The sequence below is a fragment of the Aestuariivirga sp. genome (assembly GCF_044239095.1).
Taxonomy (GTDB): Bacteria; Pseudomonadota; Alphaproteobacteria; order Rhizobiales; family Aestuariivirgaceae; genus Aestuariivirga.
Window position 1 is genome coordinate 1 of sequence record NZ_JBIICB010000034.1, and the last position, 23254, is coordinate 23254.

Here is a 23254-nt window from a genome sequence, read left to right on the forward strand (position 1 = left end):
CGGAGGCGGCGCTGAAGGCGGCCTCCGCCAAGTCGCACATCCTGACCGACAATGGCTGCCGCATCGAGACGCTGGACCGTGACGGCGTTGCAAAGCGCGATCCTGCGCTTGCGCCCGTGAAAGAGAAGTTCGCAGGCGCGCTCTATGCACCCGATGACGAAAGCGGCGATTGCCGGATGTTCGCCCGCAACATGGGCGCATGGCTGAAGGAGCATGGCGTCACCTTCAAGTACAACACCACCGTTACCGGCTTCGAGACGGAGGGCGACCGCATCACGGCGGTGCTCACCGGCAAGGGGCGCGAGGCGGCGGATGTGATCGTGCTTTGCCTTGGCGTCTATTCCCCGCACCTTGCCAGGGAGATCGGGCATGACCTGCCGATCTATCCGGTCAAGGGCTATGCCATGACCGCTCCCATGGCGGGCCGCAACAACCCGCCTACCATCGGCGGGGTGGATGAAGAGACGCTCGTCGCCTATGCGCCCTATGGCGACCGCGTGCGGGTCACGGCGACGGCCGAGTTTTCGGGCTACGGCCGCACGCATTCCCCGAAGGATTTCGAGACCATGCTCTCCACTATGAAGAGCCTGTTTCCCGACGGCGCCGACTGGGGCAAGGCCAGCTTTTGGGCGGGGCTCAGGCCGATGACGCCGGAGGGAACTCCCATTCTCGGCCCCTCGCGCATGAAGAACCTGTGGTTCAACACCGGGCAGGGCCACATGGGATGGACCATGAGCCACGGCGCAGCCCGGCTCACCGCTGACCTGATTGCCGGACAGCGCCCGGCCATCCCGCTCGACGGCATGACTGCCGTAGCGTAATCCACTGTCACATTCCTGCCCCAAATCGCCCTAAGGTCTGCGGCAACGAAAAATTGCAGGGTGACCACGGGATGAAACTTGCGCGTATCGCCGCCATTGCGGCTGTCCTCGGCCTTTCAGCAGGCCTGTGGCCAAGCGCGGCGGACGCTGCCCAGACCGGCCTCGCCTCCTATTACAAGCACGGCAAGCGCACCGCCAATGGCGAGGCATTTGACCCTCATGGCCTGACCGCGGCCCACCGCACCTTTCCCTTTGGCAGCCGGGTGCTGGTCACCAACCTGAAGAACGGCAAGTCCGTGATCGTGCGCATCAACGACCGCGGGCCGTTCACGAAGAACCGCGTCATCGATCTCAGCTTCGGCGCCGCAAAGGTTGTGGGGCTCACCCAGACGGGCGTCGCCCGGGTCAAGGTCGTCAGGCTCGACTGAGACTAGCGCGCGTTCCGACCAGGTGGAATCACCTGGTCGAAAAGAACTCGCGCAAGTTCAATGGCTTGAGCATGATCTTATCGCAAAAGTGGTTTCCACTTTTGGCGTTCATGCTCTAGCAATTTACGGCTTGCCGCCGCAGCGAATGTTGTAATCTGTCTCCCTGGAACGCCACGCGCCCCCTGCGCGTTGCAGATCGAGGAGGCGGATGATGGATCTAGGCTCAGCACAAGCCGGTGGCGCGCGGTTGCGCGACCCGCGCTACGATATCCTGTTCGAGCCCGTGAGGATCGGGCCCGTCACCGCCAAGAACCGTTTCTACCAGGTGCCGCATTGCAATGGCGGCGGCTACCGGGACCCGTCTGCTGCCGCCGAAATGCGCCGGGTGAAATCCGAAGGCGGCTGGGGCGTCATCTTCACCGAGCAGGTGGAAATCCACCACTCCTCCGAGATCACGCCCTTCATCGAGCTCCGCATCTGGGACGAGGACGACATGCCAGGCCTGGTGAAGATGGCCGATGCCATCCATTCCAACGGCGCGCTGGCGGGCATCGAGCTTGCCTATAGCGGCGCCAACGGACCCAATCTCTACACGCGTGAGGTGCCGATGGCGCCCTCCCACACGCCCATTCTCACCTTCACCAGCGATCCCGTGCAAGCGCGCGCCATGGACAAGCAGGATATCCGCAACCTGCGCCATTGGCACAGGCTGGCCTACCGCCGGGCGAAGCGGGCGGGATACGACATCCTCTGCCTCTATGGCGCGCATGGCTTCGGGGTCATCCAGCATTTCCTGTCGCCGCGCACCAACCAGCGCAGCGATGAATATGGCGGCTCGCTCGAGAACCGCGCACGGCTTCTGAAGGAGCTGATCTCGGATGCGCGCGACGAGGTGGGCGACAGCTGCGCCATCGCGGTCCGTCTTTCCCTTGATGAGCTGGCGGGCGAAGCAGGGTTTTCCAATGCGCAGCTGCGCGACATGGTGGCGATGCATGCCGAACTGCCTGACCTGTGGGACTTCGCCCATGGCACCTGGGAAGCCTGTTCCGGCACCTCGCGCTTCAAGCCCGAGGGCGCGCAGGAAGACCTGATCCGCGGCCTCAAGCAACTCACCCCGCGGCCCGTCGTGGGCGTGGGCCGTTTCACCTCGGCAGACATGATGGTGCGTCAGGTGAAACAGGGGCTGATGGATTTCATCGGCGCGGCGCGGCCCTCGATCGCTGATCCGTTCCTGCCGAAAAAGATCGATGAGGGCCGCATCGAGGACATCCGCGAATGCATTGGCTGCAACATCTGCGTCACGGGAGACATGACCATGTCGCTCTCCCGCTGCACGCAGAACTCCTCCTTCATGGAGGAGTGGCGCAAGGGCTGGCACCCGGAGCGCATCCAGGGCCGGCAATCAGACCACAAGGTGCTTGTGGTGGGAGCAGGGCCTGCGGGCCTTTCCGCCGCGCACAAGGCGGGGCTGCGCGGCCATGACGTGGCGCTGGCCGAAGCCTCGGCCGAACTGGGCGGCCGCGTCACGCGGGAGAGCAGGCTTCCCGGCCTCAATGCCTGGGCCCGCGTGCGGGACTATCGCCAGGGCCAGATCGCGAAGATGGCCAATGTCAACGTCTACCGCGACTCCAGGCTCACGGCAGATGACATCCTTGGCTTCGGCTTCGGCCATGTGGCGATCGCCACCGGAGCAAGCTGGCGGCGCGACGCCATCGCCCGCTGGAACCTGCTGCCGATCCCCGCTGATCCCGCAATGCCTGTTTTCACGCCTGATGACCTGATGGCGGGGCGCCTGCCTGCGGGCCATGTGGTGATCTATGACGATGATCACTATTACATGGGCAGCGTTCTGGCCGAGCTTCTGGTGCAGAAAGGCTGCAACGTCAGTTTCCTCACGCCGTCCTCCCGCGTGGCGGAGTGGAGCTTCAACACCCTTGAGCAGGGCACGATCCAGGCGCGCATGCTCACCCTTGGTGTTGATGTGCGTGTCACGCGCGGGCTCGTCGGCGTCGAACAGGGCGGTGTGACCGCCGCCTGCACCTATACGGGGCGCACGGAGGCCATTGCCTGCGACGCGGTGGTGATGGTCACGGCGCGGCTTCCCGATGACGCTCTCTTTCTTGATCTCAAGGCGCGCGCGGCCGAATGGGCAGACCACGGTATCGTGAGCGTGAAGGCGATCGGCGATGCCAATGCGCCCGCAGCCATCGCCTGGGCGACCTATGCCGGACACCGCTATGCGGAAGAACTTGACGCCGAACCCCTGGGCGACCAACTCCCGTTCCGGCGCGAGGTTGCGCAGGTGAAGGACTGAACATCATGGCCATTCTCAATGCCGCCATCACCCAGATGGCGTCCGGAAACGACTGGGCGAAGAACTGCGACAAGGCCGAGGGGCTGGTGCGTGAGGCGGCCGCCAAGGGCGCGCAACTCGTGCTGCTGCAGGAGTTGTTCGACGGCGATTATTTTTGCATCGAGCAGCATGTGCATTTCCTCAAGCGCGCCGAGGAGATCGACCGTCACCCCACAGTAAAGCGCTTCGCGTCACTCGCGAAGGAACTGGGCGTCGTGCTGCCGGTGAGTGTTTTCGAACGTGCGGGCAATGCGCATTACAATACCACCGTCATCGTCGATGCTGATGGCCGCGAACTTGGCATCTACCGCAAGAGCCATATTCCCGATGGCCGCGGCTATCAGGAGAAGTTCTATTTCTCGCCCGGTGATACGGGCTTCAAGGTGTGGGATACCGCCGCGGGCCGTATCGGGCTCGGCATCTGCTGGGACCAGTGGTTCCCTGAGTGCGCGCGCGCCATGGCGCTGATGGGGGCGGAAATCCTGCTCTATCCCACCGCCATCGGCTCCGAACCGCCGAACCCGGACTATGATTCCTCCACCCACTGGCAGAACGTGATGCGCGGGCACGCGGCGGCCAACATTATGCCGCTGCTCGCCTCGAACCGCGTGGGGCGTGAAACCGCGCCTGACGGGCGCTCCGACATCTTCTATGGCCGCTCCTTCATCGCCGACCACCAGGGTGAAAAGCTGGCCGAGATGGACCGCACCGAAGAGGGCGTCCGGCTGGCGTCCTTCGACCTCGATGACATCCGCGATCTCCGCCGCTCCTGGGGTGTGTTCCGTGACCGGCGGCCGGAGCTTTACGGCGCGCTGCTGACGCTTGATGGGAAGACCCGGACAGAGCGAAGCTAACCGGCGCTCCCTTCTCCCGTCGCGACGCGATGGGAGAAGGGAAAGGACTACCCCAATCCCGGCCCGTCGAGCACCGCGACCGTGCTGCGGTAGGCGGCATCGAGATGGGCCTTCATGGCGGCTGAGGCCTTGGCGGGATCGTGGCTGTTCAGTGCGCGGATGATCTCGCGGTGCTGCTCGAGCGTTGCTTCTGCCTGGCCCGCACGCGGCACCATCAGGTGGCGGCAGCGGTCGAGCTGGGCCTTGGAAATCTCGATCGTTCCCCACAGGCGCGGCAGGTCGCTGATTTCGGTGATGGCGTGGTGGAAGGCATCGTCCTGGGCGATGGCCTCGGCGAAGTGCCGCCGCTCCACCGCGCGCTCATGGCGGGCGAGGATTTCATGCAGCCGGTCGGCGTGTTCCTGCCGCATGTGGGTGGCGGCCTGGGCGGCACTCTCCATCTCCAGCGCCCGGCGGATGAGGAAGGACTGCTGGATTTCGCTGCGGTCCATGGGTGCAGCACGCGTGGCCGACTGGGCCACCACATCCACCAGATGCTCGTCGGAGAGGCGCTTCACCGCCTCCCGCACCGGCGTGCGCGACACGTTGAGCTGGAGCGCGATGGCCTTCTCGTCGATCACCTCACCGGGCTTGATCGTACCCGTCAGAATCAGGTCCCGCAGCAGGGGATAGATCTGGTCCCGCAGGGGGCGGGACCGGTCCAGCCGGCGCGTGGTGAGGTCAAAACTCATGGCTGTCATACTAATATAACAGTTCTGGACAGCAAGACTGTTTCCTGTCTAACATCGACAAAAATATCTAACCGCATGGGAGGAATCATGGCGGCCAGGAACAATTTTTCCAAGCTTCACAATGCGATGTGGCCAGGCCTCGTCGGCAAGGGACCGGATTCCGAGCCCCCCATCGACCTCGACACCATGATCGACCTGACGGCCAAGGCCGAGGTCAATGGCGTGAAGTTTGACGGCATCGACATCTTCCATGCCGCGCCCCACACCAATATCGACTTCACCGCCGATGAGGCGAAGCAGCTGGCCGACAAGGCGGCGAGCCGCGGCCTCGCCATCGGCTCCATCGTGGCGCCGGTCTGGCCGCCGGTGGGCGGCGGCTCCGCCATGGGCTCGGCGGAAGACCGCAAGAAATTCGTCGGCAATGTCCGCAAGAGCTGCGAACTCGGCAAGGCGCTGCGCGAGCTGGGTGTGCGCAACTATGGCGTGATCCGCATTGATTCGGCGGCAAGCCCCGCCGACTGGGTGAAGGACCCCGCGGGCAACACCAAGCTCATCGCCCAGACCTGGCGCGAGGCCTGCGACGTGGCCAAGGACTATGGCGAGCGGCTGGCGGCGGAGGGCGAGATCTGCTGGGGCGGCATGCACAGCTGGAAGGCGATGGTTGACACGCTGGAGCAGACGGACCGCCCCGGCATCATCGGCTTCCAGGCCGACATGGCGCATACGCTGCTCTACACCATGGGCTACAACGCGCCGGAAGCAGCCCTGCTGCCCGATGGTTTCGACTGGAAGGACCAGGCCCAGCTCGATGCGGCCCTCGTCAAGATGACGGACACGCTGCGCCCCTGGACCATCGACTTCCACGTGGCCCAGAACGACGGCACGGTGAAGGGCATGGGCTATCATGACAAGACCGGCCGCCATTGCATGGTGACCGACCCCAATGGCCGCCTCGATATCACCAAACATGCGGGGCTGTGGCTGCGCAACAAGGATGGCTCCCTCACCAAGGCTTTCAAGCATATCTGCTGGGATGGCTGCATGTTCCCCAATGACGTGATGATGAAGCAGCAGACCTGGAACGACATTCTCGGCGCCATGATTAAGGTGCGGGATGCGCATGGATGGGAGGGCTGATCCATGGCGAAGAAGACATTGAACGTCGGCATGGTGGGTTATGGCTTCATGGGCCGCACCCATTCCAACGCCTTTTCCCAGGTGCCGCATTTCTTCCAGCTCGAGCACAAGCCGGTGCTGAAGACCATCTGTGCAAGGAGCGCCGACAAGGCCCAGGCCTTCGCTGACCAGTGGGGCTATGAATCGAGCACCACTGACTGGCGCCGCCTGATCGACGACAAGTCGATCGACCTGATCGACATCGCCAGCCCCAATGACACGCACATGGAAATCGCCATCGCCGCCGCTCAAGCCGGCAAGATGGTGATGTGCGAGAAGCCCTTGGGCCGCAATGCCGCCGAATCCGCCCAGATGGTGGAGGCGGTGGAGCGCGCAAAGGTGGCCAACATGGTATGGTACAATTACCGCCGCGTGCCCGCCGTGACGCTGGCCAAGCAGCTGATCGACGAAGGCCGGCTGGGTAAGATCTTCCATTACCGCGCAAAGTTCCTGCAGGACTGGACCATCTCCAAGGACCTGCCGCAGGGCGGGCAAGGCCTGTGGCGCCTCGACGTGGGCGTTGCGGGTTCGGGTGTGACAGGCGATCTGCTCGCCCATTGCATCGACACGGCCATGTGGCTCAACGGCGGCATCTCGTCGGTAACCGGCCTGACCGAGACCTTCATCAAGGAACGCCACCACAACATCACCGGCAAGACGGAGAAGGTGGGCATCGACGATGCCAGCCTGTTCCTGTCACGCTTCGAGAATGGCTCGCTCGGCAGCTTCGAGGCCACACGCTATGCCCGTGGCCATAAGGCGCTCTACACACTCGAGATCAACGGCGAGCATGCCTCGATCTTCTGGGACCTGCATGACCTGCACCGTTTGCAGTATTTCGACCACCGCGACGAGGGCCGCACGCGCGGCTGGCGTTCCGTGCACATCACCGATGGCGACCACCCCTACATGAACAAGTGGTGGGTGCCGGGCCTGCAGATCGGCTATGAGCACACCTTCATCCACCAGGCAGCCGACTTCATCGAGGGGATCGAGACGGAGAAGCCCGCAGCCCCCACCTTCCGCGACGCGCTGGCAACCGACCTCGTCACTGACGCCGTGCTGAAATCGGCGAAGACAGGCCAGTGGGAGAACGCCAAGGCGTGACGCCGAACTGCTTTATTTTCATGCAGGACTTGTCCTCCAAGTAAACCTGCTAGGCGTCTTGCAAATCGTGAGGGACAGGCTAGTCTGCCTCCCTCCAAGAAGAGCCCCAAGGGCCGGACTGAAACAGGGAATGGGAATGACCAGAAGCGACAAGCATGCACTGCGTCTGACGGGGATTTCGAAATCCTACGGCAAGGTGCGCGCCCTCGAAAACCTCTCCTTTGACGTGGCGGAGGGGCGCTTCTTTGTGCTGTTCGGGCCAAGCTCCGTTGGCAAGACCACGGCGCTGAGGACCATCGCCGGGCTGGTTGCAACCGACTCTGGCCGCCTCGAGATCTCGGGCCAGGACATGACCACGGCGCCCATCGCGGGGCGCGGCGTCTCCATGGTGTTCCAGTCCTTCGCGCTCTATCCGCACCTCACCGTTTACGAGAATTTCGCCTATCCGCTGCGCGAGGAGAAGGCCGGCCGCGAGGAGATTGATTCCCGCGTGAAGGAAACGGCGGCGATGCTGAAGCTCACGCATCGCCTCGAGAGAAAGCCCAACACGCTGTCGGGTGGCGAGCAGCAGCGCGTGGCGCTGGGCCGCTCGCTGATCCGGCGCCCGAAGATCCTGCTGCTCGACGAGCCGCTGACAAACCTCGACGCCAAGCTCCGCCACGACATGCGCGCGGAGTTGAAGCGCCTGCACCGCCAGTTCGGCATGACAATCGTTTATGCGACCCCTGACGAACTCGAAGCCCTGTCGATGGGTGAGGAGATCGCGGTGATGCGCGATGGCGCCGTCGTTCAGCGTGGCACGCCGGACGAACTCTATGAGTCTCCCATTGACACCTACGTTGCGGGCAAGATCGGCTCGCCGCACATGAACATGCTGAAGGCCACGCTGGGTGCCGATCTGTCGAGCCTCGATACGGCGCTCGGCAAGTTTCATTCCGCGCGCCCCGTCAGCACGGGAAATGCGGGCGAGGCGGCCCTCGTCGGTATCCGCCCCAGTGACCTGAGGCCTGCTGCAGCCGGTGAAGCCGCCATCGCCTCGCGCGTGCACCTGATTGAGCCCTTGGGCGACGTCACCGTCGTCTCCGTCGAAGCGGGCGGCGAGACGCTGCGCATGGTGCTGCCAGAGCAGAGCGCCACGGGCATGAAGCCCGGAGACAACGTTCCGATATCCATCGACATGAGCAAGATCCACATCTTCCGCGCCGCAAACGGACAGGCAATGACCTGACGCGTGAGGCCTGAAGCCAAAACGGTTAACCATGGGAGGACACTTGAGATGACCGTGATGACGAAAATGAAAGGGGTTGCAGTAGCCGCAGGCTTCGCAGCAACTCTGATGACCGGAGGGGCGAGCCTCGCCCTTGCGGAAGAAGTGACGCTGACCATGGCGGTGCCTGACTGGCCGCCAACCCGCATCATGAAGAAGTTCTTCGACGAGCAGTACAAGCCGGCATCCGGCAACACCGTGAAGCTCGACGTCGACTTCATTCCGTGGCCCGACTTCTACACGCGCGTCAACGCGTCGCTGACGTCCGGCGAGCAGAAGTACAACTTCATCGTCTCTGACTCGCAGTGGCTCGGCGCCTTCGTCGAGGGCGGCTACTTCCGGAAGATCAACGATCTTCTCGAGGCCGATCCGGACTTCATGGCGACCTTCAAGTCGATCCATCCGAATCCGCTCAACGCCTATTCGACCTATCCCCACAAGTCGGAGAATTACTACGGCTTCCCGCAGTTCCCGGACGTTCTGGTGAACTTCGCGCGCTCCGACATCCTCTGCCACGAGGAAGAGCAGAAGAACTTCCAGGCCAAGTACAACAAGAAGCTTCCCTGCACAGGCGAAGAGCTTGATGCCATGACCTGGGACGACTTCCGCAATGTCGGCGAATTCTTAATGCGCAAGAAGGGCGACATGCTGGCCGGCGCGCCTGCCGAGGACGATTTCTATGGAATCGCCTATCAGGCCGGCAAGGGCTACGACTTCTCCTCCATGCAGATCAACGGCCTGATCTGGCAGATGGGCGGCAACACCTGGGATGAAACCCAGGTGCCCAACGGCCAGGCCGAAGGCGTCGTGAACTCTCCGGAAGCTGTCGCTGCGCTGGAGAAGTACCTCGACATGATCCAGTTCATGCCGCCGCTGGCCAAGACCGGCACCATGGACATCTTCAAGACCGCCGAGCTCTTCCAGGAAGGCAAGGTGGCGATGAACATCAACTGGATCGGCCTGGGCGAAGCAGCCCTTGACCCGAAGACCTCCAAGGTCTCCGACAAGCTGGTGTTCGGCCAGATGCCGGGCACCATGGGTGCTGATGGCAAGATGCAGCGCTGGTCCAACATCGGCGGACAGCCCTTCGTGCTGACCACCTGGACCACCGATGCGCAGATCAAGGAAGCCGTGGAATTCGTGAAGTGGTGGCTCTCGCCTGAGATCCAGCATCAGTTCGCGGCCAATGGCGGCCAGTCGGCCATCAAGTCGGTCTACGAGGATCCGAAGTACGTGACCTACCGTCCGTGGAACCGCGCCTGGGCTCCCCAGCTCGACTGGCAGAAGGACGTCTGGCATGTGCCGCAGTTCTTCGAACTGCTCACCCAGCAGCAGGACCAGTTCGACCTTGCCATCACCGGCAAGCAGGACGCCAAGACCACCCTGGATAACGTCGCCAAGTTCCAGCAGAACCTGCTGACCGAAGCGGGCCTGATCCAGTAAGCTCACTGAACCGGGACGCGGGAGGAATTGACCTTCCGCGTCCCTCTTTCTTTCATTTTCCGGAAATCTTGCGCCGATGAGCTCCACCACCGCGACCGCCGCACCTCCGGCCCTTTTCAGTGTCAGGCCTGACAACTGGAAGCTGGCCATACTCGCCGGCATCATCGTCTCCGTGATCGCCATCATGGCGCTTCCGGCCTCGATCTCGTTCTGGATCGTCGGCATCATGGGCGCGCTCATCGCCGCGGCCTTCGTGGTCAACGCCTACCGCCGCAAGTATTACGGCGGTCTGCTGGTGACGCCTGCCATCGCCGTGCTGTTCGTCATGAACATCTTCCCGCTGCTGTGGTCGCTGGGCCTGTCCTTCTTCGCCTACCAGTCGAACAACCAATCGATCCGCTTCGTGGGCCTCAACAATTACATCAAGGCCCTCACCAACGACATGGCCGCGGGCGCCAACTGGGCAGCCCTCGTGAACACCGCCATGTTCGTCGTCTTCACGGTTGCCGCACAGATGATCGTGGGCTTTCTGCTCGCCATGCTCTTCGCCAAGCAGTTCCCGCTGCGCAAGTATCTGCTTATCCTGGTGCTGACCCCGATGATGCTGTCTGTCGTCGCATCGGGTGTGTTCTTCACCTATTACTATGACCCGACCTTCGGCCTGCTGAGCTATTTCATCGGCAACATCACGGGCGAGCAGTTCATCCTGATGGACAACAAGGTGGGCGCCATGGCCGGCATCGTCTTCGCCGATGCCTGGATGTGGTCGCCCTTCGTCATGCTGCTGGTGCTGGCAGGGCTCGTCTCCGTGCCGAAATATCTCTACGAGGCCGCGGCCATCGACCGGGTGTCCAAGTGGCGGCAGTTCTGGACCATCACCTTCCCCTATATCCGCGGCCTGCTCATGCTGGCGCTGCTGTTCCGCACCATCGAGGCCTTCAAGCTCGCTGACCTTGTCCTTCTGCTCACCAAGGGCGGCAATGACACGATGACGATTTCCTACCATCTGATCCGCATCGCCAATGAGCAGAACAAGACCTCGGAGGGTGCAGCCATCTCCTACCTGATGCTGTTCATGGTGATCGTGCTCACCAACCTCTACCTCTATCTCGCCAACCGCCGCAGCCAGGAGGCCTGAAGATGGCTGAACACAATTCGATCTGGGAAGCGCTGGGCTTCCGCAAGGCCAGCGGTGTGGGCGAGGCGGGCTGGGGCCGCACCCTTTTCGTGGCCATTGTTTCGATCTTTTACTTCCTGCCCGTGCTGTTCATCATCTTCACCGCCTTGAAGCCGCAGGACCTCGCACTCTCGGTGCCACCGACGCTGTCGCCCACATCGTTCTTCGGGCTCATCCCGGACCAGTATGTGTTCACGCCGACACTCGAAAACTTTGGCTCCGTCTTCTCCCGCTCGATGACGCCGGGTGGCGCTCCGGAGCCCACGGGCTTCGACCGCTATTTCTTCAACTCGATCGTGATCGCGACCGTCTCCGTGCTGCTCGCGCTCGTCATCGGCACGCTGGCGGCCTTCGGCTTCTCGCGCTATCCGCTCAAAGGCAACGACACCTATCTGTTCATCATCCTGACCACGCGCATGCTGCCGGCCATCGTCGTCATCATCCCGGTCATCCTGATGTTCCGCGCGGTGGGGCTTTCGGGCTCCTACACCGGCATCATCCTGCTCTACACCGCCTTCAACCTCGCCTTCACCATCTGGATGATGAAGAGCTTCTTCGACGAGCTCTCCCCCGACGTCGAGGATGCCGCGAGGATCGACGGCTCGTCGGACACCAAGGTGTTCTTCAAGATCGCACTTCCGCAGGTGGTCGCGGGCCTTGCCGCCACCTTCGTGTTCGGCCTCATCCTCACCTGGAACGAGTTCCTCTTCGCGCTGCTCTTGTCGGGTCCCGATACGCGCACCGTGCCGGTGGCCATGAACCAGGCCGTGTCGTCCGGCGGCCGCGGCACAGACTGGACGCTGCTGGCGGCCATCGAGACGCTGTTCCTCATCCCCGTCTTCCTCGTCACCTTCTTCCTGCAGAACCATCTGCTCAGGGGCGTGACCTTCGGTACCGTGAAGCGCTGACATGTCGACGATCGAAATCAGAAAAGTCACCAAGCAGTTCGGCGCCTTCACGGCGGTGAAGGACGCGGACCTGAAAGTGGAGGCGGGCGAGGTCGTTTGTCTTCTGGGCCCCTCGGGTTGCGGCAAGACGACGACGCTGCGCATGATCGCTGGCCTCGAGCGCGCCACGAGCGGCGACGTCATCATCGCCGGCCAGCGCATGAACGAGCTGTCCCCGCAGAAGCGCGACATCGCCATGGTGTTCCAGTTCTACGCGCTCTACCCCGCACTCACCGTCGGCCAGAACATCGCCATGCCGCTCCACTACGAGGGGTTGTCGAAGGCCGACACGGACGCGCGCGTGATGAAGGTCGCCAAGATCATGCACCTCGACATGGTGCTGGATCGCATGCCGGGGCAGATCTCGGAAGGCGAGAAGCAGCGCCTCGCGGTGGCCCGCGCCATCGTGCGCGATCCCAACTGCTTCCTCTTCGATGAGCCGCTGTCCAGGCTTGACGTCGAGCTCCGCCACTCCATGCGCGGCCAGATCAAGGAAGTGCTGACCGGCCTTTCCAAGGCCACCGTGATCGTGACGCATGACCAGCTCGAGGCACTCACCATGGCGAACCGCATCGCCATCATGAAGGATGGGCTGATCGAGCAGGTGGGAACACCGCATGACGTGTTCGCCAAGCCCGTCAACGTCTTCGTCGCAAGCTTCATCGGCACGCCGCAGATGAACCTGGTCGAGGCCGATCTCAAGGGCTTTGGCGATGGCATGGCCTCCGTCGTGCTGGCAGGCCAGGACCTGGCCATCGCCACCGATCCTGCCGTCTCGCGGCTCAAGCCCTCCAAGGTGATGATCGGCATCAGGCCCCGCGCCTTCAGCACCGTGCAGGAGAAGGCGCGTGACACGATTGCCGCCCAGGCCGAGCTGATCGAGCCGATGGGCGCTGAAACGCTGATCCACGCGCGCACGGCCACGGGTGGCGAAATCCGCGTCGTCGTCCCGCGCGAGAAGCGGGTGAAGGTGGGTGAGGCACTGCACCTCAAGCCTGACCCGCGGCAAACCCATGTGTTCGGTGAGGACGGAAAGGCGGTGCGCGCATGAGCCAGCCAGTCGAAAAGGGCATGAGCCGGGAAGGCGCACTCCGCCTCGAGTATTTCATCATCGGCCTCGGCATCTTCGCGCTGATCCTGATCTTCCAGCCCTTCAGCCTCACGCTGTTCGCGGTCGGAAGCGTGCTGGTGGTCATCGCAGGGCTCATCAACAACCTGCTGCCGATGGCGCAACCCGGCGTGCCGGTGCGGAGCGTCATCACCGTCACCATGGTGGTGGCCATGATCTTCTGCATCGTGCTGCTGGTGTCGATTGCCGCCGCCCATCTCTATGGCGTGTTCTTCCTCAAGCCGCCGGACCCCAACACCACGTCAGGCAAGGTGCAGCTGGCCACGCCGCCATTCTGGATGCAGCCGCTGGTCTGGGGCATCGCCGCCGTAACGCTGGCGCTGGCCGCCCTCATCACGGCCATGAACAAGACCCGCGGCTGAGATGCGCTACGACGTCTCAGTCATCGGCCTTTACATCCTTGATGTGCTGGGCCGGCCCGTCACCCGCATTCCCGATCGTGGCAATGTGGACTTCATCGAGGAAATCCGCTTGACCGTCGCCGGCACCGCCGGCGGCACGGTGGTGGACACCGCCAAGCTCGGCCTCAAGAGCCTTGCCGTCGGTGCCGTGGGTGACGACGAGAAGGCCGACTGGGTGCTGATGACCATGCAGAAGCATGGCATCGACACCTCCGCCATGCAGCGGCTCACAGGCATTCCGACCTCCGCCACCATCCTCAACGTGAGGCCCAATGGCGACAGGCCCGCACTGCACGTGCGGGGCGCTTCGGACCATTTCGATGTGCCGCCATCCATGTATGCCCAGGTTTTCGATGCGCCGATCATTCACCTCGGCGGCACGGGGCTCCTGAAGAAGCTCGATGGCCCGGCCTCGGTGACACTCCTCAAGGAGGCCAAGGCGCGCGGCCGCACGGTGACCTTCGACCTGATCGCGGCCAGCGCCGAGACCATCGGCATCGTCGGCCCGCTGCTGCCCTACATCGATTATTTCATGCCCTCGATCGAAGAGGCGAAGGACATGTCCGGCCAGTCGACGCCGGAGGATTGTGCGAAGTTCTATCTCGATCGCGGAGCCACTTGCTGTGTGTTCACGTTGGGCGGCGACGGCGCCTACTATGCCCATAAGGATGGAACGCGCATCAAGTCCCCCGCCTATGACATCAAGGTGGTCGACACCACGGGCTGCGGCGACGCCTTCGACGCGGGCTTCATCACCGCCCTCCACCACAAGATGGACCAGGAGACCTCCCTGCGCTTCGCCCAGGCCTCTGCCGGTCTTGTCGCCACGGGGCTGGGGTCGGATGCCGGCATCGTCTCCTTTGAGGACACGTTCGAGAAAATGAAGAACTGGAAGATCAAGCCATGAGATTCGAAGGTAAGCGCGCTGTCGTCACGGGTGGCCTGTCCGGCATCGGCGAGGCTGTCGCCAAGCGCATCGAGGCTGAAGGCGGTCGGGTCGCCGTGTGGGACATGCAGGGCGGCATCAAGACCGACATCTCGAACTGGGAGTCGGTTGAGGCCGCCGCGCAGGAGACGGTGAAGCAGCTGGGCGGCATCGACATTCTCGTCAACAGTGCCGGCATCGCCGGGCCCACGGCCACGGTCCTGGACGTCAAGATGGAAGACTGGCACCGCACCATCGCCATCAATCTCAACGGCACATTCTTCACCAACAGGGCGGTCGTGCCGCACATGATGGCGGGCAATTACGGCCGCATCGTCAACATCGCGTCGATTGCCGGCAAGGAAGGCAACCCCAATGCCTCCGCCTATTCGGCCTCCAAGGCGGCGGTCATCGGCTTCACCAAGTCACTGGCCAAGGAACTGGCCAAGACCAATATCACGGTGAACAGCGTGACACCGGCCGCGGTCAGAACGCCGATCTTCGATCAGCTGCCGCAAAGTCATATCGACTTCATGCTGTCCAAGATTCCCATGGGCCGCCTCGGCAAGGTGGATGAGGTGGCAAGCCTCGTCTGCTGGCTGGCGAGCGAGGAGTGCTCCTTCTCCACCGGCGCCGTTTTCGACGTCTCGGGCGGCCGCGCCACCTATTGACGGTCGCTTCATGCCGAAGAGGCTGAGCCCGTAGCTGGTCTGGCAGGACATTGGTGCGCCGCCGCGCGTCAGATCATTCCCTGCGCCTGAAGCTGGCCGAGCGGGAACGCCGCCACAGGGTCATTCGCCTTTGCCGCCATCAGCGTCTTCAAGGCATTGCGGCAATCGGTCTTCATCTGCGCCACCAATTCGTCGATGGAGGCGAAGCGTTTGTCAGGCCGGATCAGGTCGATGAATTCCACCAGCATGTGACGCCCGTAGAGATCGCCATCGAATCCGATGAGATGAACTTCCAGGAAGGTGCGTCCCGTGTCGAAGGTGGGCCGGTCGCCGAAGTAACCTGCTCCCGGCCAATGCGGGGCGCCCCGGTCGGCTGCGTCGCGCACCCTGACCGCATAGATGCCGCGGAACGGGTCCGCGCCCTTGTCGAGCACGATATTGAGTGTGGGAAAGCCAATGGTGCGGCCGCGCTGGTCGCCGCGCACGACCTCACCCAGCACCGTCCAGTGATAGCCAAGTTCGCGTGCGGCGGCTGGCACATGGCCATGGCGCAGCGCCTGGCGGATGGAACTTGAGGAGAAGGGTTGGTGCTGGTCGCCCTCGTCCGTCACCTGGCTGACCACGGTGACGCCGAAGCCCAGAGCCTTGCCGAGGTCCCCCATGGTGGCAGGGCTGCCCTTGCGGCCGCGGCCGAAATGGAAATCATAGCCCATGACCACATGGGCCGCCTGGAGCCGCTCCACCAGATGGCGCGCCACGAAATCCTCAGGCGTAAGATCGGAGAGCGCGCTGTCGAAGGGTAAAACCGCGATGAAAGAGGCCCCGAGCGCCGCGATGAGCCGCGCTTTCAGAGCCTCCGGCGTCAGCCGGAATACCGGCTCGTCCGGCTTGAACCAGGTCCGCGGATGCGGCTCGAAGCTGACCACGCCCCAGGCAACACCCAGCCGCCGCGCCTCGGCCTGGGCTGCTTTCAGCAGCGTCTGGTGGCCGCGGTGCACGCCGTCGAAATTGCCGATTGCAATCACCGCGCCCTGGCAGCCATCAGGAACGGGCGACAGGCCCGCGATCACTTGCATTCCAATTCCTTTTCACGTCCCGCCCGAAGGACCCCAGTCGAGGTCACGGACAGTTGCCACGATGCGGGCGTGGGGCACGGCCCTCAGCACTTGCGCCTCTGCCACATGCAGCCCCTCGCTCGCATCGGTGATCCCTTCTGCAACAAGAAGGGCGTCAAGGCCATAGTCCGCAGCGCCCCGGATGTCGGTTTCGGGCCCGTCGCCGATGGCCAGCACCTCCGCCCTGCCAACATTGCGGCCCGCGATGCGTGAGGCCTCGGCCAGCGCCAGGTCATAAATCGGGCTGAAGGGCTTGCCCGCCATCAGAACCTCGCCGCCGAGCCCGGCATAGAGTTCGGCGAGTTTTCCCGCGCAATAGAGGATGCGGTCGCCCTTCTTCACGATCTTGTCCGGGTTGGCGCAGATCATGGTCAGGCCCCGGGCCTTCATGTCGCTGAGCAGCGCATCATAGTCGGCAAGCGTGTCGTTCAGGTCGTCGAAGAGACCGGTGCAGAGCACGGCCTTCGCCTCGCCGAGCGGCACGCGCTCGACGCCGGTCCCATCATAGATCGAATGATCGCGCGCGGCGCCGAGGTGGAACACCCTGCCTCCGCCATGGCGCTTCATCAGCACCTGTGTGACATCGCCCGAAGTCACGATCACGTCTTGGGCGGTGGGGTCTACCCCGATCTCGCGCAGCTGCCGCGCCACGCCGAGCCGGCTGCGTGGCGAATTGGTAACGAGGATCACGAGGCCACCGCGCGCGCGGTGCCGCTTCAGGGTCTCGACCGTGGCCGGAAAGGGCCTGTGCCCATCATGCAGCACGCCCCAGATGTCACAGAACCAGACGGGATAGGTCTCGGAAAATCGCTGCATGGGGGGAGGGCGGCTGGTTCAAGCGACGCTGGAGCGGCGGCCCGGCATGGCGGCAACGCCTGCGTCGCGCCGTACCTTGCGCGGCGGGGCGAAGAACGGCCCATGGCCGAAGCGCGCGCATTTGCTGGCGGCAGAGGCCTGCTGCGGCGTCTCGATGTTGCCCACGATGATCTGGATCTGCATGGCGCGGGCATATTGGGCGAACTCGCGCCAGGTCTCGCTCGGGCCGTTGCCGGAATCCACCGCATGCGGCGGAAAATTCAGGAAGCGCACGCCAAGCTGGCGGAGCGCTGAAAGGTCGAGCCCGCCCAGATAGACCTCGCGCAGCGCCAGCGTGGCGCCGAGACGGCCGAGGCTGGCGAGATTCTCGATCCCCGCCGGATCGAGCTGGCCCACCTCTTCCTGCCCCAGTTCGAAGACCATGCCATTGGCCACGTCCGAATCCTGCAGCAGAAGCGAGATCATGGTGTCGGCTTCCCCGCGCGAGCTGAGCGTGGACCTGCCGATCGGCACGAAGACGCGGAGCCCCGGGTTCTTCAGGCGCAGCCGCCGCAGCACCGGCGCCACCAGCTTGACCATATGGGCATCCAGGGCTGGCCGCATGCCGCCAAGTTCCGCCTTCGCCATCAGTTCGCCATGGCTCACCATCTCGCCCCGTCCATTGGCGAGGTTGATCAGCGCGCGATAGTGCGAGGTGCTGCCGGAAGAGAGCTCGATGACGGGCTCCAGCATCAGATCCAGGTGTTCAGGCTCAACCGGCTGGGAAGGCGCACCGGCGGTCTCTGGCCGCGGGACGGCAGCCACGGCTGCCACTTCGCTCTTGCGGGCCATGGCGTCCTTCACTTCCTCGCGCAGCGTGCCGAGATCGGTGATGAGCTTGTCGATGCCGGGCGTCGGCAGGTTCACCTGGTGCTCGACCGCGCTGAGCCGGGCAACGGCACGGTCAGACCGGCCCGCGAGGTCCCGCAGGCTTTCATCATGGGAGTAGAGCCAGTCTTCAACCTTGGAGAGCTTGCTCATGATGGCGATCGCCGTTGCCAGCACGCACACGGACAGGAGCAATATGGCGGCTGCCACAGCGGCCGTGCCGCTATCGGCAACGATCAGCAGATACACCGCGATCAAGATCGCGGCGATTGGAAGACTGGTGAGCCCGAGCATCACCGGCAGCATATGGCGTGACATTGTCGCCTGGTCCCTGTCGCCTCTGGTGAGTTATATGCCAGAAGCCGGAACGGTTTCAAAGCATTGGGATGAGCGCTACGGCCAGGTCTGGGGAAAACGCCCGTTTCCGCTCGTGGAAGCCGGAAAAAGGCCGGAGCTTCCGCCGCTCCGGCCCCCTCTTTCTGTGCGCTGGCCTCAGGAGACCGAGGCGAGGATCTTCGGCATCTTGTCCGAAAAGATCTCGTCGATCTGGTTCTCGTTGATGATCAGCGGCGGCGAGAGCGCGATGGTATCGGCGGTGATGCGCATCAGCATGCCCACATCGTGGAAGCCGTTCTCCATCGCCTTGTAGGCACGCAGACCCGGCGAACCCTCGATGGGCTTGAGGTCGATCGCGGCCACCAGGCCCAGCGTCCGGATATCCTCAACCAGAGGATGTCCCTTCAGCGTGAAGGCGGCATCGGCCCAGACATTCTCGAGCTTCTTGGCATTCTCGAACAGCTGCTCATCACGGTAGAGGTCCATGGTGGCGACACCTGCGGCGGCCGCCATCGGGTGGCCGGTATAGGTATACCCGTGGAACAGCTCGATCACGTGGTCAGGCCCGTTCATGAACTTGTCGTAGATGCCCTGGCGCACCATGCAGCCGCCCATCGGCACGGTGCCTGAGGTGACGCCCTTGGCGAAGGTCAGGATGTCCGGGGTGACGCCGAAGCGCTCGGCGGCGAAGGCATGGCCCAGGCGCCCGAAGCCGGTGATGACCTCGTCGAAAATCAGCAGGATGCCGTGCTTGGTGCAGATCTCGCGCAGGCGCTTGAGATAGCCCTTAGGGGGAGGCAGCACGCCGGTCGAGCCTGCCATCGGCTCCACGATCACCGCGGCGATGGTGGAGGCGTCATGCAGCGCCACGAGACGCTCGAGCTCGTCCGCCAGATGCACGCCCCACTCGGGTTCGCCCTTGGTAAAGGCCTGTTCCTTGCGATTGTAGGTGTGCGGCAGGTGGTCAACGCCCGCCAGCATGGCGCCGAACCACTTGCGGTTGGCGACCATGCCGCCCACCGAGATGCCGCCGAAGTTCACGCCATGGTAGCCACGCTCGCGGCCGATCAGGCGGGTGCGGCTCGCCTCGCCATTGGCGCGGTGATAGGCGAGTGCGATCTTCAGGGCCGTGTCGGCGGCTTCCGAGCCGGAATTGCAGAAGAACGCATAGTTCAGGTCGCCCGGCGCCATGGTGGCAAGGCGGGAGGCGAGCTCGAACACTTTGGGGTGGCCGAACTGGAAGGTGGGCGCGAAATCGAGCTCGGCGGCAGATTTCTGGATGGCGCTGACGATCGGCTCACGGCAGTGGCCGGCATTGGAGCACCAAAGGCCGGCGGAGCCGTCGAGGATCGGGCGGCCGGTCATGTCATAATAGTGCATGTCCTTGGCGCGCGCGATCATGCGCGGGCGCTTCTTGAAGGCGCGGTTGGGCGTGAAGCCCATCCAGAACGGCTCCAGATTGTTGGGCGAGGGTTCCCAGGCGGTGGCGCCTTCGAGGTTCAGCGGCTTGTTCATGGGGTCAGTCTCCTGCGAGCAATGAACCTTGATAGCAGAAAGCCTGTCCGCTGGGAAATGCACCAGCTTCAGCCGTTGCCGCGGACCAGAGGGCCACTGCCGCAAACAGGCCTCGCGGTGTGGCAAGGGAGCCGCTATAGCAGGCGGATGCTCACCTGGATCCTTTTTGGCTTCCTGCTCGGGCTTCAGCATGCGCTGGAGGCTGACCACATCGCCGCCGTGGCCTCGATTGCCGCGGACAAGAAGGGATTCCGTCCCATCATCCGCCATGGCGCCATGTGGGGGCTGGGCCATGCGGTGACGCTGGGCGCCTTCGGCGGAGCCGTCTATGCCCTGAAGCTCCAGCTTGATGAACGGCTGGCCAGCGGGCTCGAATTCGCGGTGGGCGTCATGCTCGTGCTGCTGGGTGCGCGCCTCATCTATGTGCTGGTCAGGGACCGTATTCATTTTCACTTCCATCGCCACGGCGCGGGGGAGGTGCATTTTCACGCCCATAGCCATGCGGGCGACGTCAGGAACCATGCGGCCAGCTCCCACGCGCATGCGCATCCGCAGGGCCACTGGGGCCGGAGCCTCGGAGTTGGCATGATCCACGGCCTGGCGGGCTCCGCCGCCCTCGTGGCGCTTGCTGCAGGTTCCGCGCCGTCGGTGCCGCTGGGCCTCGCCTTTATGCTGCTGTTCGGCGTTGGCTCGATCGCGGGCATGGCGCTTTTCTCCGCCGTGATTGCCGTTCCGTTTTCGCTCACCGGCCGCAGCCTCACCTGGGCCAGCCGCGGGCTCCGGGCGGTTGCAGGCATCATCGCCGTCGGCATCGGCCTCCATCTGATGGTGGAGACCGGTACGCTGCTGTTCGGCTGACGAAACCTTCCCGCTTCACCAGCCGATCGGCCATGCGCGGCAAGTCATCGCGAAATCCCCCGTGGATGCCGATGAAAGGCGCTTATCAGGAATTGACAAGCTGAGCTGGACGGTTTGTCCTGCGCCTATTGCAGGGAGGGCAATACGATGAAGCTTGGTTTCAATCTCTTGCTGTGGACGCCGCATGTCACGCTTGCGCATGAGCCCATTCTCAGGGCGCTCAAGAAGACCGGCTATGGCGGTGTCGAGATCCCCATGTTCGAGGGCGATCCCGAACACTACGCACGCCTCGGCGAACTCCTCGACAAGATCGGCCTCGCGCGCAGTGTGGTGAGCGTCATCGGACCGTCGGGCAAGAATCCGCTGTCTTCCGACAAGTCGCACCAGGCGGCGGCGCTCGCTTATGCGAAATGGACCATTGATTGCTCGGCGGCTCTGGGCGCGCCGATCCTCGGCGGCCCGATGCACTCTGAACTCGGCTTCTTCACGGGATCGCCCGCCACCGCCGCCGAGCGCAAGCGGGCGCTCTCCTTCCACCGGCGCGCTGGCGATTATGCCGGGCGCAAGGGTGTCACCTTCGCGCTGGAGGCGTTGAACCGCTTCGAATGCTATTTCCTGAACACGATGGAGCAGTTGAACGACTATCTCGATGAGGTCGGCCATCCGCATGTGCAGGGCATGTACGACACGTTCCACAGCAACATCGAGGAGAAAGACCCCGTCGGCGCGATCAAGACCATCAGGCCGCACATGGTCCACGTCCATATCTCCGAGAATGACCGCGGCACGCCCGGCAAGGGCCATGTGCCGTGGGCAGAGACCTACAAGGCACTGAAAAAGGCGAAATACGACGGCTTCCTCACCATCGAGGCCTTCGGCCGTGCCATGCCGGCACTTGCAGCGGCGACCCGCGTGTGGCGGGACTTCGCGCCAAATCCAGAAGAGGTCTACAAGCTCGGCTTCCGCAATATGAAGCAAGGCTGGGCGAAGGCGTGAAGCCTGTCTACGTCATTGGCACCTGTGACACCAAAGAGGCGGAACTGCACTATGCAGCCGGACGTGTGGCAGCGGCCGGCGCTCCAGCTCTTGTCGTCGATATCTCGACAACGCCCAGCACGGCCAGGGCCGATGTGACGCCAGAGATGGTGGCGCGCCACCATCCGCAAGGTGCCGGTGCCGTTCTGGGCCATGCGGACAGGGGGCGCGCCGTCACCGCCATGGCGGAGGCCCTCACCCAATTCCTGTTGTCGCGCCATGACATCGGCGCCGTCTTGGGGCTCGGCGGCGGCGGCAACACCTCCATGGTGACGGCGGCGATGCGGGTGCTGCCCATCGGCGTGCCCAAGCTCATGGTCTCCACCATGGCGTCGGGCAATGTGGCGCCCTACGTCGGCCCGGCGGACATCATGATGATGCATGCCGTGGCCGATGTGGCGGGCCTCAATGCCATCACCCGCACCGTCATTGGCAACGCGGCGCATGCGGCGGCGGGCATGGCGCTGAATGCCGTGCCGAAACTGGCCGGAGACAGGCGCGCCGTTGGCCTCACAATGTTCGGCGTCACCACAGCGTGCATCACGCAGATCCGCCATCTCATCGAAGGCGATAGCGAATGCTTCGTCTTCCATGCCACGGGAACTGGCGGCCAGTGCCTTGAGAAACTGATCGATTCAGGCCTCGTCACGGCGGCCCTCGACATCACGACAACGGAGGTTGCCGACCACCTGTTTGGTGGCGTCCTTGCCTGTACGCAGGACCGCTTCGGATCGGTGATCCGCACGCAGATCCCCTGGGTTGGTTCGGCCGGTGCCGTGGACATGGTGAATTTCGGCGGGCGCGAAACCGTGCCGCCGCAGCACGCGGGCCGGAATCTTTATGTGCATAACGCGCAGGTCACGCTGATGCGCACGACGGCCGAGGAGAATGCCGCCATCGGCCGCTGGATTATCGAGCGCGTGAACCGCATGGAAGGCCCGGTGCACTTCCTGCTGCCGCTTGGCGGTGTCTCCGCCATCGATCAAGCGGGTAAGCCCTTCCATGATCCCGAGGCAGACCGCGCCCTGTTCCATTCGATCCGGCGCACATGGGTGCCCGCACCCAACCGCCGCTTGATTGAGGTTGACGCACACATCAACGATCCGGCCTTCGCCGAGGCCGCCGTCCACGCTTTCCGCGACATCACCAAAGGACACTAGTGGATTGGCCGGGACAAAAGAGTCCGATTGAAGGTTCCCAACGGCTTGTTGACGTGCGAATCTGAAAGGATGCGCAATGGTATCAGTTTCACCGTTTCCGCCGCCGACTGTCAGCGTCTGCG

Annotated in this window: 22 protein-coding genes; 17 read left to right on the forward strand and 5 right to left on the reverse strand. The window is 63.7% G+C overall.

Going from position 1 to position 23254, the window contains the following annotated elements:
* The 4 genes from ACILRA_RS05135 to aguB all read left to right on the forward strand — a co-directional run.
* Positions 1 to 821: FAD-dependent oxidoreductase (locus tag ACILRA_RS05135; protein ID WP_395661019.1), on the forward strand; the 821-nt coding region annotated here is incomplete at its 5' end.
* A gap of 71 nt (positions 822 to 892) precedes the next feature.
* Positions 893 to 1249 (forward strand): septal ring lytic transglycosylase RlpA family protein, encoded by a 357-nt coding sequence (locus tag ACILRA_RS05140; RefSeq protein WP_395661020.1) that lies wholly within the window; start codon positions 893 to 895, stop codon positions 1247 to 1249.
* Between the two features lie 208 nt (positions 1250 to 1457).
* Positions 1458 to 3563, forward strand: coding sequence for an FAD-dependent oxidoreductase (locus ACILRA_RS05145; protein WP_395661021.1), 2106 nt, complete (start codon positions 1458 to 1460; stop codon positions 3561 to 3563).
* A gap of 2 nt (positions 3564 to 3565) precedes the next feature.
* A complete protein-coding gene (gene aguB, locus ACILRA_RS05150) occupies positions 3566 to 4456 on the forward strand; it encodes an N-carbamoylputrescine amidase (protein ID WP_395661040.1) in 891 nt (296 codons plus the stop codon).
* Positions 4457 to 4503: 47 nt separating this feature from the next.
* On the opposite strand, the gene ACILRA_RS05155 is transcribed toward aguB, so the two are convergent.
* Positions 4504 to 5187, reverse strand: coding sequence for a GntR family transcriptional regulator (locus ACILRA_RS05155; RefSeq protein ID WP_395661022.1), 684 nt, complete (start codon positions 5185 to 5187; stop codon positions 4504 to 4506).
* 87 nt (positions 5188 to 5274) lie between these two features.
* Between ACILRA_RS05155 and ACILRA_RS05160 the strand changes: the two genes are divergently transcribed.
* The 10 genes from ACILRA_RS05160 to ACILRA_RS05205 all read left to right on the forward strand — a co-directional run bounded on the left by ACILRA_RS05160 (position 5275) and on the right by ACILRA_RS05205 (position 15430).
* The gene (locus ACILRA_RS05160; protein ID WP_395661023.1) at positions 5275 to 6324 is read left to right on the forward strand and encodes a sugar phosphate isomerase/epimerase family protein; all 1050 of its coding nucleotides are present in this window, start codon (positions 5275 to 5277) and stop codon (positions 6322 to 6324) included.
* 3 nt (positions 6325 to 6327) lie between these two features.
* Positions 6328 to 7470: a Gfo/Idh/MocA family protein gene (locus ACILRA_RS05165; RefSeq protein ID WP_395661024.1), complete on the forward strand. Its 1143-nt coding sequence runs from the start codon at positions 6328 to 6330 to the stop codon at positions 7468 to 7470.
* A 136-nt stretch (positions 7471 to 7606) separates the two neighbouring features.
* Positions 7607 to 8698, forward strand: coding sequence for an ABC transporter ATP-binding protein (locus ACILRA_RS05170; protein WP_395661025.1), 1092 nt, complete (start codon positions 7607 to 7609; stop codon positions 8696 to 8698).
* 57 nt (positions 8699 to 8755) lie between these two features.
* Positions 8756 to 10180, forward strand: a complete 1425-nt coding sequence (locus ACILRA_RS05175) for an ABC transporter substrate-binding protein (protein ID WP_395661026.1) — start codon at positions 8756 to 8758, stop codon at positions 10178 to 10180.
* 76 nt (positions 10181 to 10256) lie between these two features.
* A complete protein-coding gene (locus ACILRA_RS05180) occupies positions 10257 to 11318 on the forward strand; it encodes a carbohydrate ABC transporter permease (protein ID WP_395661027.1) in 1062 nt (353 codons plus the stop codon).
* Between the two features lie 2 nt (positions 11319 to 11320).
* Positions 11321 to 12265, forward strand: a complete 945-nt coding sequence (locus ACILRA_RS05185) for a carbohydrate ABC transporter permease (RefSeq protein ID WP_395661028.1) — start codon at positions 11321 to 11323, stop codon at positions 12263 to 12265.
* A 1-nt stretch (position 12266) separates the two neighbouring features.
* Complete coding sequence (locus tag ACILRA_RS05190; RefSeq protein WP_395661029.1) at positions 12267 to 13355, forward strand: ABC transporter ATP-binding protein; 1089 nt, start codon at positions 12267 to 12269, stop codon at positions 13353 to 13355.
* Positions 13352 to 13795 carry a hypothetical protein gene (locus tag ACILRA_RS05195; RefSeq protein ID WP_395661030.1) on the forward strand — a complete coding sequence of 148 codons (444 nt, stop codon included), beginning with the start codon at positions 13352 to 13354 and terminating at the stop codon, positions 13793 to 13795. The genes ACILRA_RS05190 and ACILRA_RS05195 overlap by 4 nt, the downstream gene beginning before the upstream one ends.
* Position 13796: 1 nt before the next feature.
* Positions 13797 to 14741 carry a carbohydrate kinase family protein gene (locus ACILRA_RS05200; protein WP_395661031.1) on the forward strand — a complete coding sequence of 315 codons (945 nt, stop codon included), beginning with the start codon at positions 13797 to 13799 and terminating at the stop codon, positions 14739 to 14741.
* Positions 14738 to 15430 (forward strand): SDR family NAD(P)-dependent oxidoreductase, encoded by a 693-nt coding sequence (locus ACILRA_RS05205; protein ID WP_395661032.1) that lies wholly within the window; start codon positions 14738 to 14740, stop codon positions 15428 to 15430. Before ACILRA_RS05200 ends, ACILRA_RS05205 begins: the two co-directional genes overlap by 4 nt.
* A gap of 68 nt (positions 15431 to 15498) precedes the next feature.
* Here ACILRA_RS05205 and ACILRA_RS05210 read toward each other — a convergent pair whose 3' ends face one another.
* The 4 genes from ACILRA_RS05210 to ACILRA_RS05225 all read right to left on the reverse strand — a co-directional run bounded on the left by ACILRA_RS05210 (position 15499) and on the right by ACILRA_RS05225 (position 20079).
* Positions 15499 to 16506 carry a bifunctional riboflavin kinase/FAD synthetase gene (locus ACILRA_RS05210; RefSeq protein WP_395661033.1) on the reverse strand — a complete coding sequence of 336 codons (1008 nt, stop codon included), beginning with the start codon at positions 16504 to 16506 and terminating at the stop codon, positions 15499 to 15501.
* Between the two features lie 12 nt (positions 16507 to 16518).
* On the reverse strand, positions 16519 to 17361 hold the full coding sequence (locus ACILRA_RS05215; protein WP_395661034.1) for a TIGR01459 family HAD-type hydrolase: 843 nt from the start codon (positions 17359 to 17361) through the stop codon (positions 16519 to 16521).
* Between the two features lie 18 nt (positions 17362 to 17379).
* Complete coding sequence (locus tag ACILRA_RS05220) at positions 17380 to 18546, reverse strand: EAL domain-containing protein (RefSeq protein ID WP_395661035.1); 1167 nt, start codon at positions 18544 to 18546, stop codon at positions 17380 to 17382.
* Between the two features lie 174 nt (positions 18547 to 18720).
* Positions 18721 to 20079, reverse strand: a complete 1359-nt coding sequence (locus ACILRA_RS05225) for an aspartate aminotransferase family protein (protein ID WP_395661036.1) — start codon at positions 20077 to 20079, stop codon at positions 18721 to 18723.
* A 147-nt stretch (positions 20080 to 20226) separates the two neighbouring features.
* On the opposite strand from ACILRA_RS05225, the gene ACILRA_RS05230 reads away from it, so the two are divergent.
* From ACILRA_RS05230 to ACILRA_RS05240, 3 genes are all read left to right on the forward strand, one after another.
* The gene (locus ACILRA_RS05230; protein WP_395661037.1) at positions 20227 to 20937 is read left to right on the forward strand and encodes an urease accessory protein; all 711 of its coding nucleotides are present in this window, start codon (positions 20227 to 20229) and stop codon (positions 20935 to 20937) included.
* 147 nt (positions 20938 to 21084) lie between these two features.
* Positions 21085 to 21933, forward strand: coding sequence for a sugar phosphate isomerase/epimerase family protein (locus ACILRA_RS05235; RefSeq protein WP_395661038.1), 849 nt, complete (start codon positions 21085 to 21087; stop codon positions 21931 to 21933).
* Positions 21930 to 23132 carry a Tm-1-like ATP-binding domain-containing protein gene (locus ACILRA_RS05240; protein WP_395661039.1) on the forward strand — a complete coding sequence of 401 codons (1203 nt, stop codon included), beginning with the start codon at positions 21930 to 21932 and terminating at the stop codon, positions 23130 to 23132. The genes ACILRA_RS05235 and ACILRA_RS05240 overlap by 4 nt, the downstream gene beginning before the upstream one ends.
* Positions 23133 to 23254 lie beyond the last annotated feature (122 nt).

What these genes read in the sequence shown, in the direction of transcription:
- ACILRA_RS05140 (WP_395661020.1), top strand. Translation starts at nt 893, where the DNA reads ATGAAACTTGCGCGTATCGCCGCCATTGCGGCTGTCCTCGGCCTTTCA.
- ACILRA_RS05145 (WP_395661021.1), top strand. Translation starts at nt 1,458, where the DNA reads ATGATGGATCTAGGCTCAGCACAAGCCGGTGGCGCGCGGTTGCGCGAC.
- ACILRA_RS05155 (WP_395661022.1), bottom strand. Translation starts at nt 5,187, where the DNA reads ATGAGTTTTGACCTCACCACGCGCCGGCTGGACCGGTCCCGCCCCCTG.
- ACILRA_RS05160 (WP_395661023.1), top strand. Translation starts at nt 5,275, where the DNA reads ATGGCGGCCAGGAACAATTTTTCCAAGCTTCACAATGCGATGTGGCCA.
- ACILRA_RS05165 (WP_395661024.1), top strand. Translation starts at nt 6,328, where the DNA reads ATGGCGAAGAAGACATTGAACGTCGGCATGGTGGGTTATGGCTTCATG.
- ACILRA_RS05170 (WP_395661025.1), top strand. Translation starts at nt 7,607, where the DNA reads ATGACCAGAAGCGACAAGCATGCACTGCGTCTGACGGGGATTTCGAAA.
- ACILRA_RS05175 (WP_395661026.1), top strand. Translation starts at nt 8,756, where the DNA reads ATGACGAAAATGAAAGGGGTTGCAGTAGCCGCAGGCTTCGCAGCAACT.
- ACILRA_RS05180 (WP_395661027.1), top strand. Translation starts at nt 10,257, where the DNA reads ATGAGCTCCACCACCGCGACCGCCGCACCTCCGGCCCTTTTCAGTGTC.
- ACILRA_RS05185 (WP_395661028.1), top strand. Translation starts at nt 11,321, where the DNA reads ATGGCTGAACACAATTCGATCTGGGAAGCGCTGGGCTTCCGCAAGGCC.
- ACILRA_RS05190 (WP_395661029.1), top strand. Translation starts at nt 12,267, where the DNA reads ATGTCGACGATCGAAATCAGAAAAGTCACCAAGCAGTTCGGCGCCTTC.
- ACILRA_RS05195 (WP_395661030.1), top strand. Translation starts at nt 13,352, where the DNA reads ATGAGCCAGCCAGTCGAAAAGGGCATGAGCCGGGAAGGCGCACTCCGC.
- ACILRA_RS05200 (WP_395661031.1), top strand. Translation starts at nt 13,797, where the DNA reads ATGCGCTACGACGTCTCAGTCATCGGCCTTTACATCCTTGATGTGCTG.
- ACILRA_RS05205 (WP_395661032.1), top strand. Translation starts at nt 14,738, where the DNA reads ATGAGATTCGAAGGTAAGCGCGCTGTCGTCACGGGTGGCCTGTCCGGC.
- ACILRA_RS05210 (WP_395661033.1), bottom strand. Translation starts at nt 16,506, where the DNA reads ATGCAAGTGATCGCGGGCCTGTCGCCCGTTCCTGATGGCTGCCAGGGC.
- ACILRA_RS05215 (WP_395661034.1), bottom strand. Translation starts at nt 17,361, where the DNA reads ATGCAGCGATTTTCCGAGACCTATCCCGTCTGGTTCTGTGACATCTGG.
- ACILRA_RS05220 (WP_395661035.1), bottom strand. Translation starts at nt 18,546, where the DNA reads ATGTCACGCCATATGCTGCCGGTGATGCTCGGGCTCACCAGTCTTCCA.
- ACILRA_RS05225 (WP_395661036.1), bottom strand. Translation starts at nt 20,079, where the DNA reads ATGAACAAGCCGCTGAACCTCGAAGGCGCCACCGCCTGGGAACCCTCG.
- ACILRA_RS05230 (WP_395661037.1), top strand. Translation starts at nt 20,227, where the DNA reads ATGCTCACCTGGATCCTTTTTGGCTTCCTGCTCGGGCTTCAGCATGCG.
- ACILRA_RS05235 (WP_395661038.1), top strand. Translation starts at nt 21,085, where the DNA reads ATGAAGCTTGGTTTCAATCTCTTGCTGTGGACGCCGCATGTCACGCTT.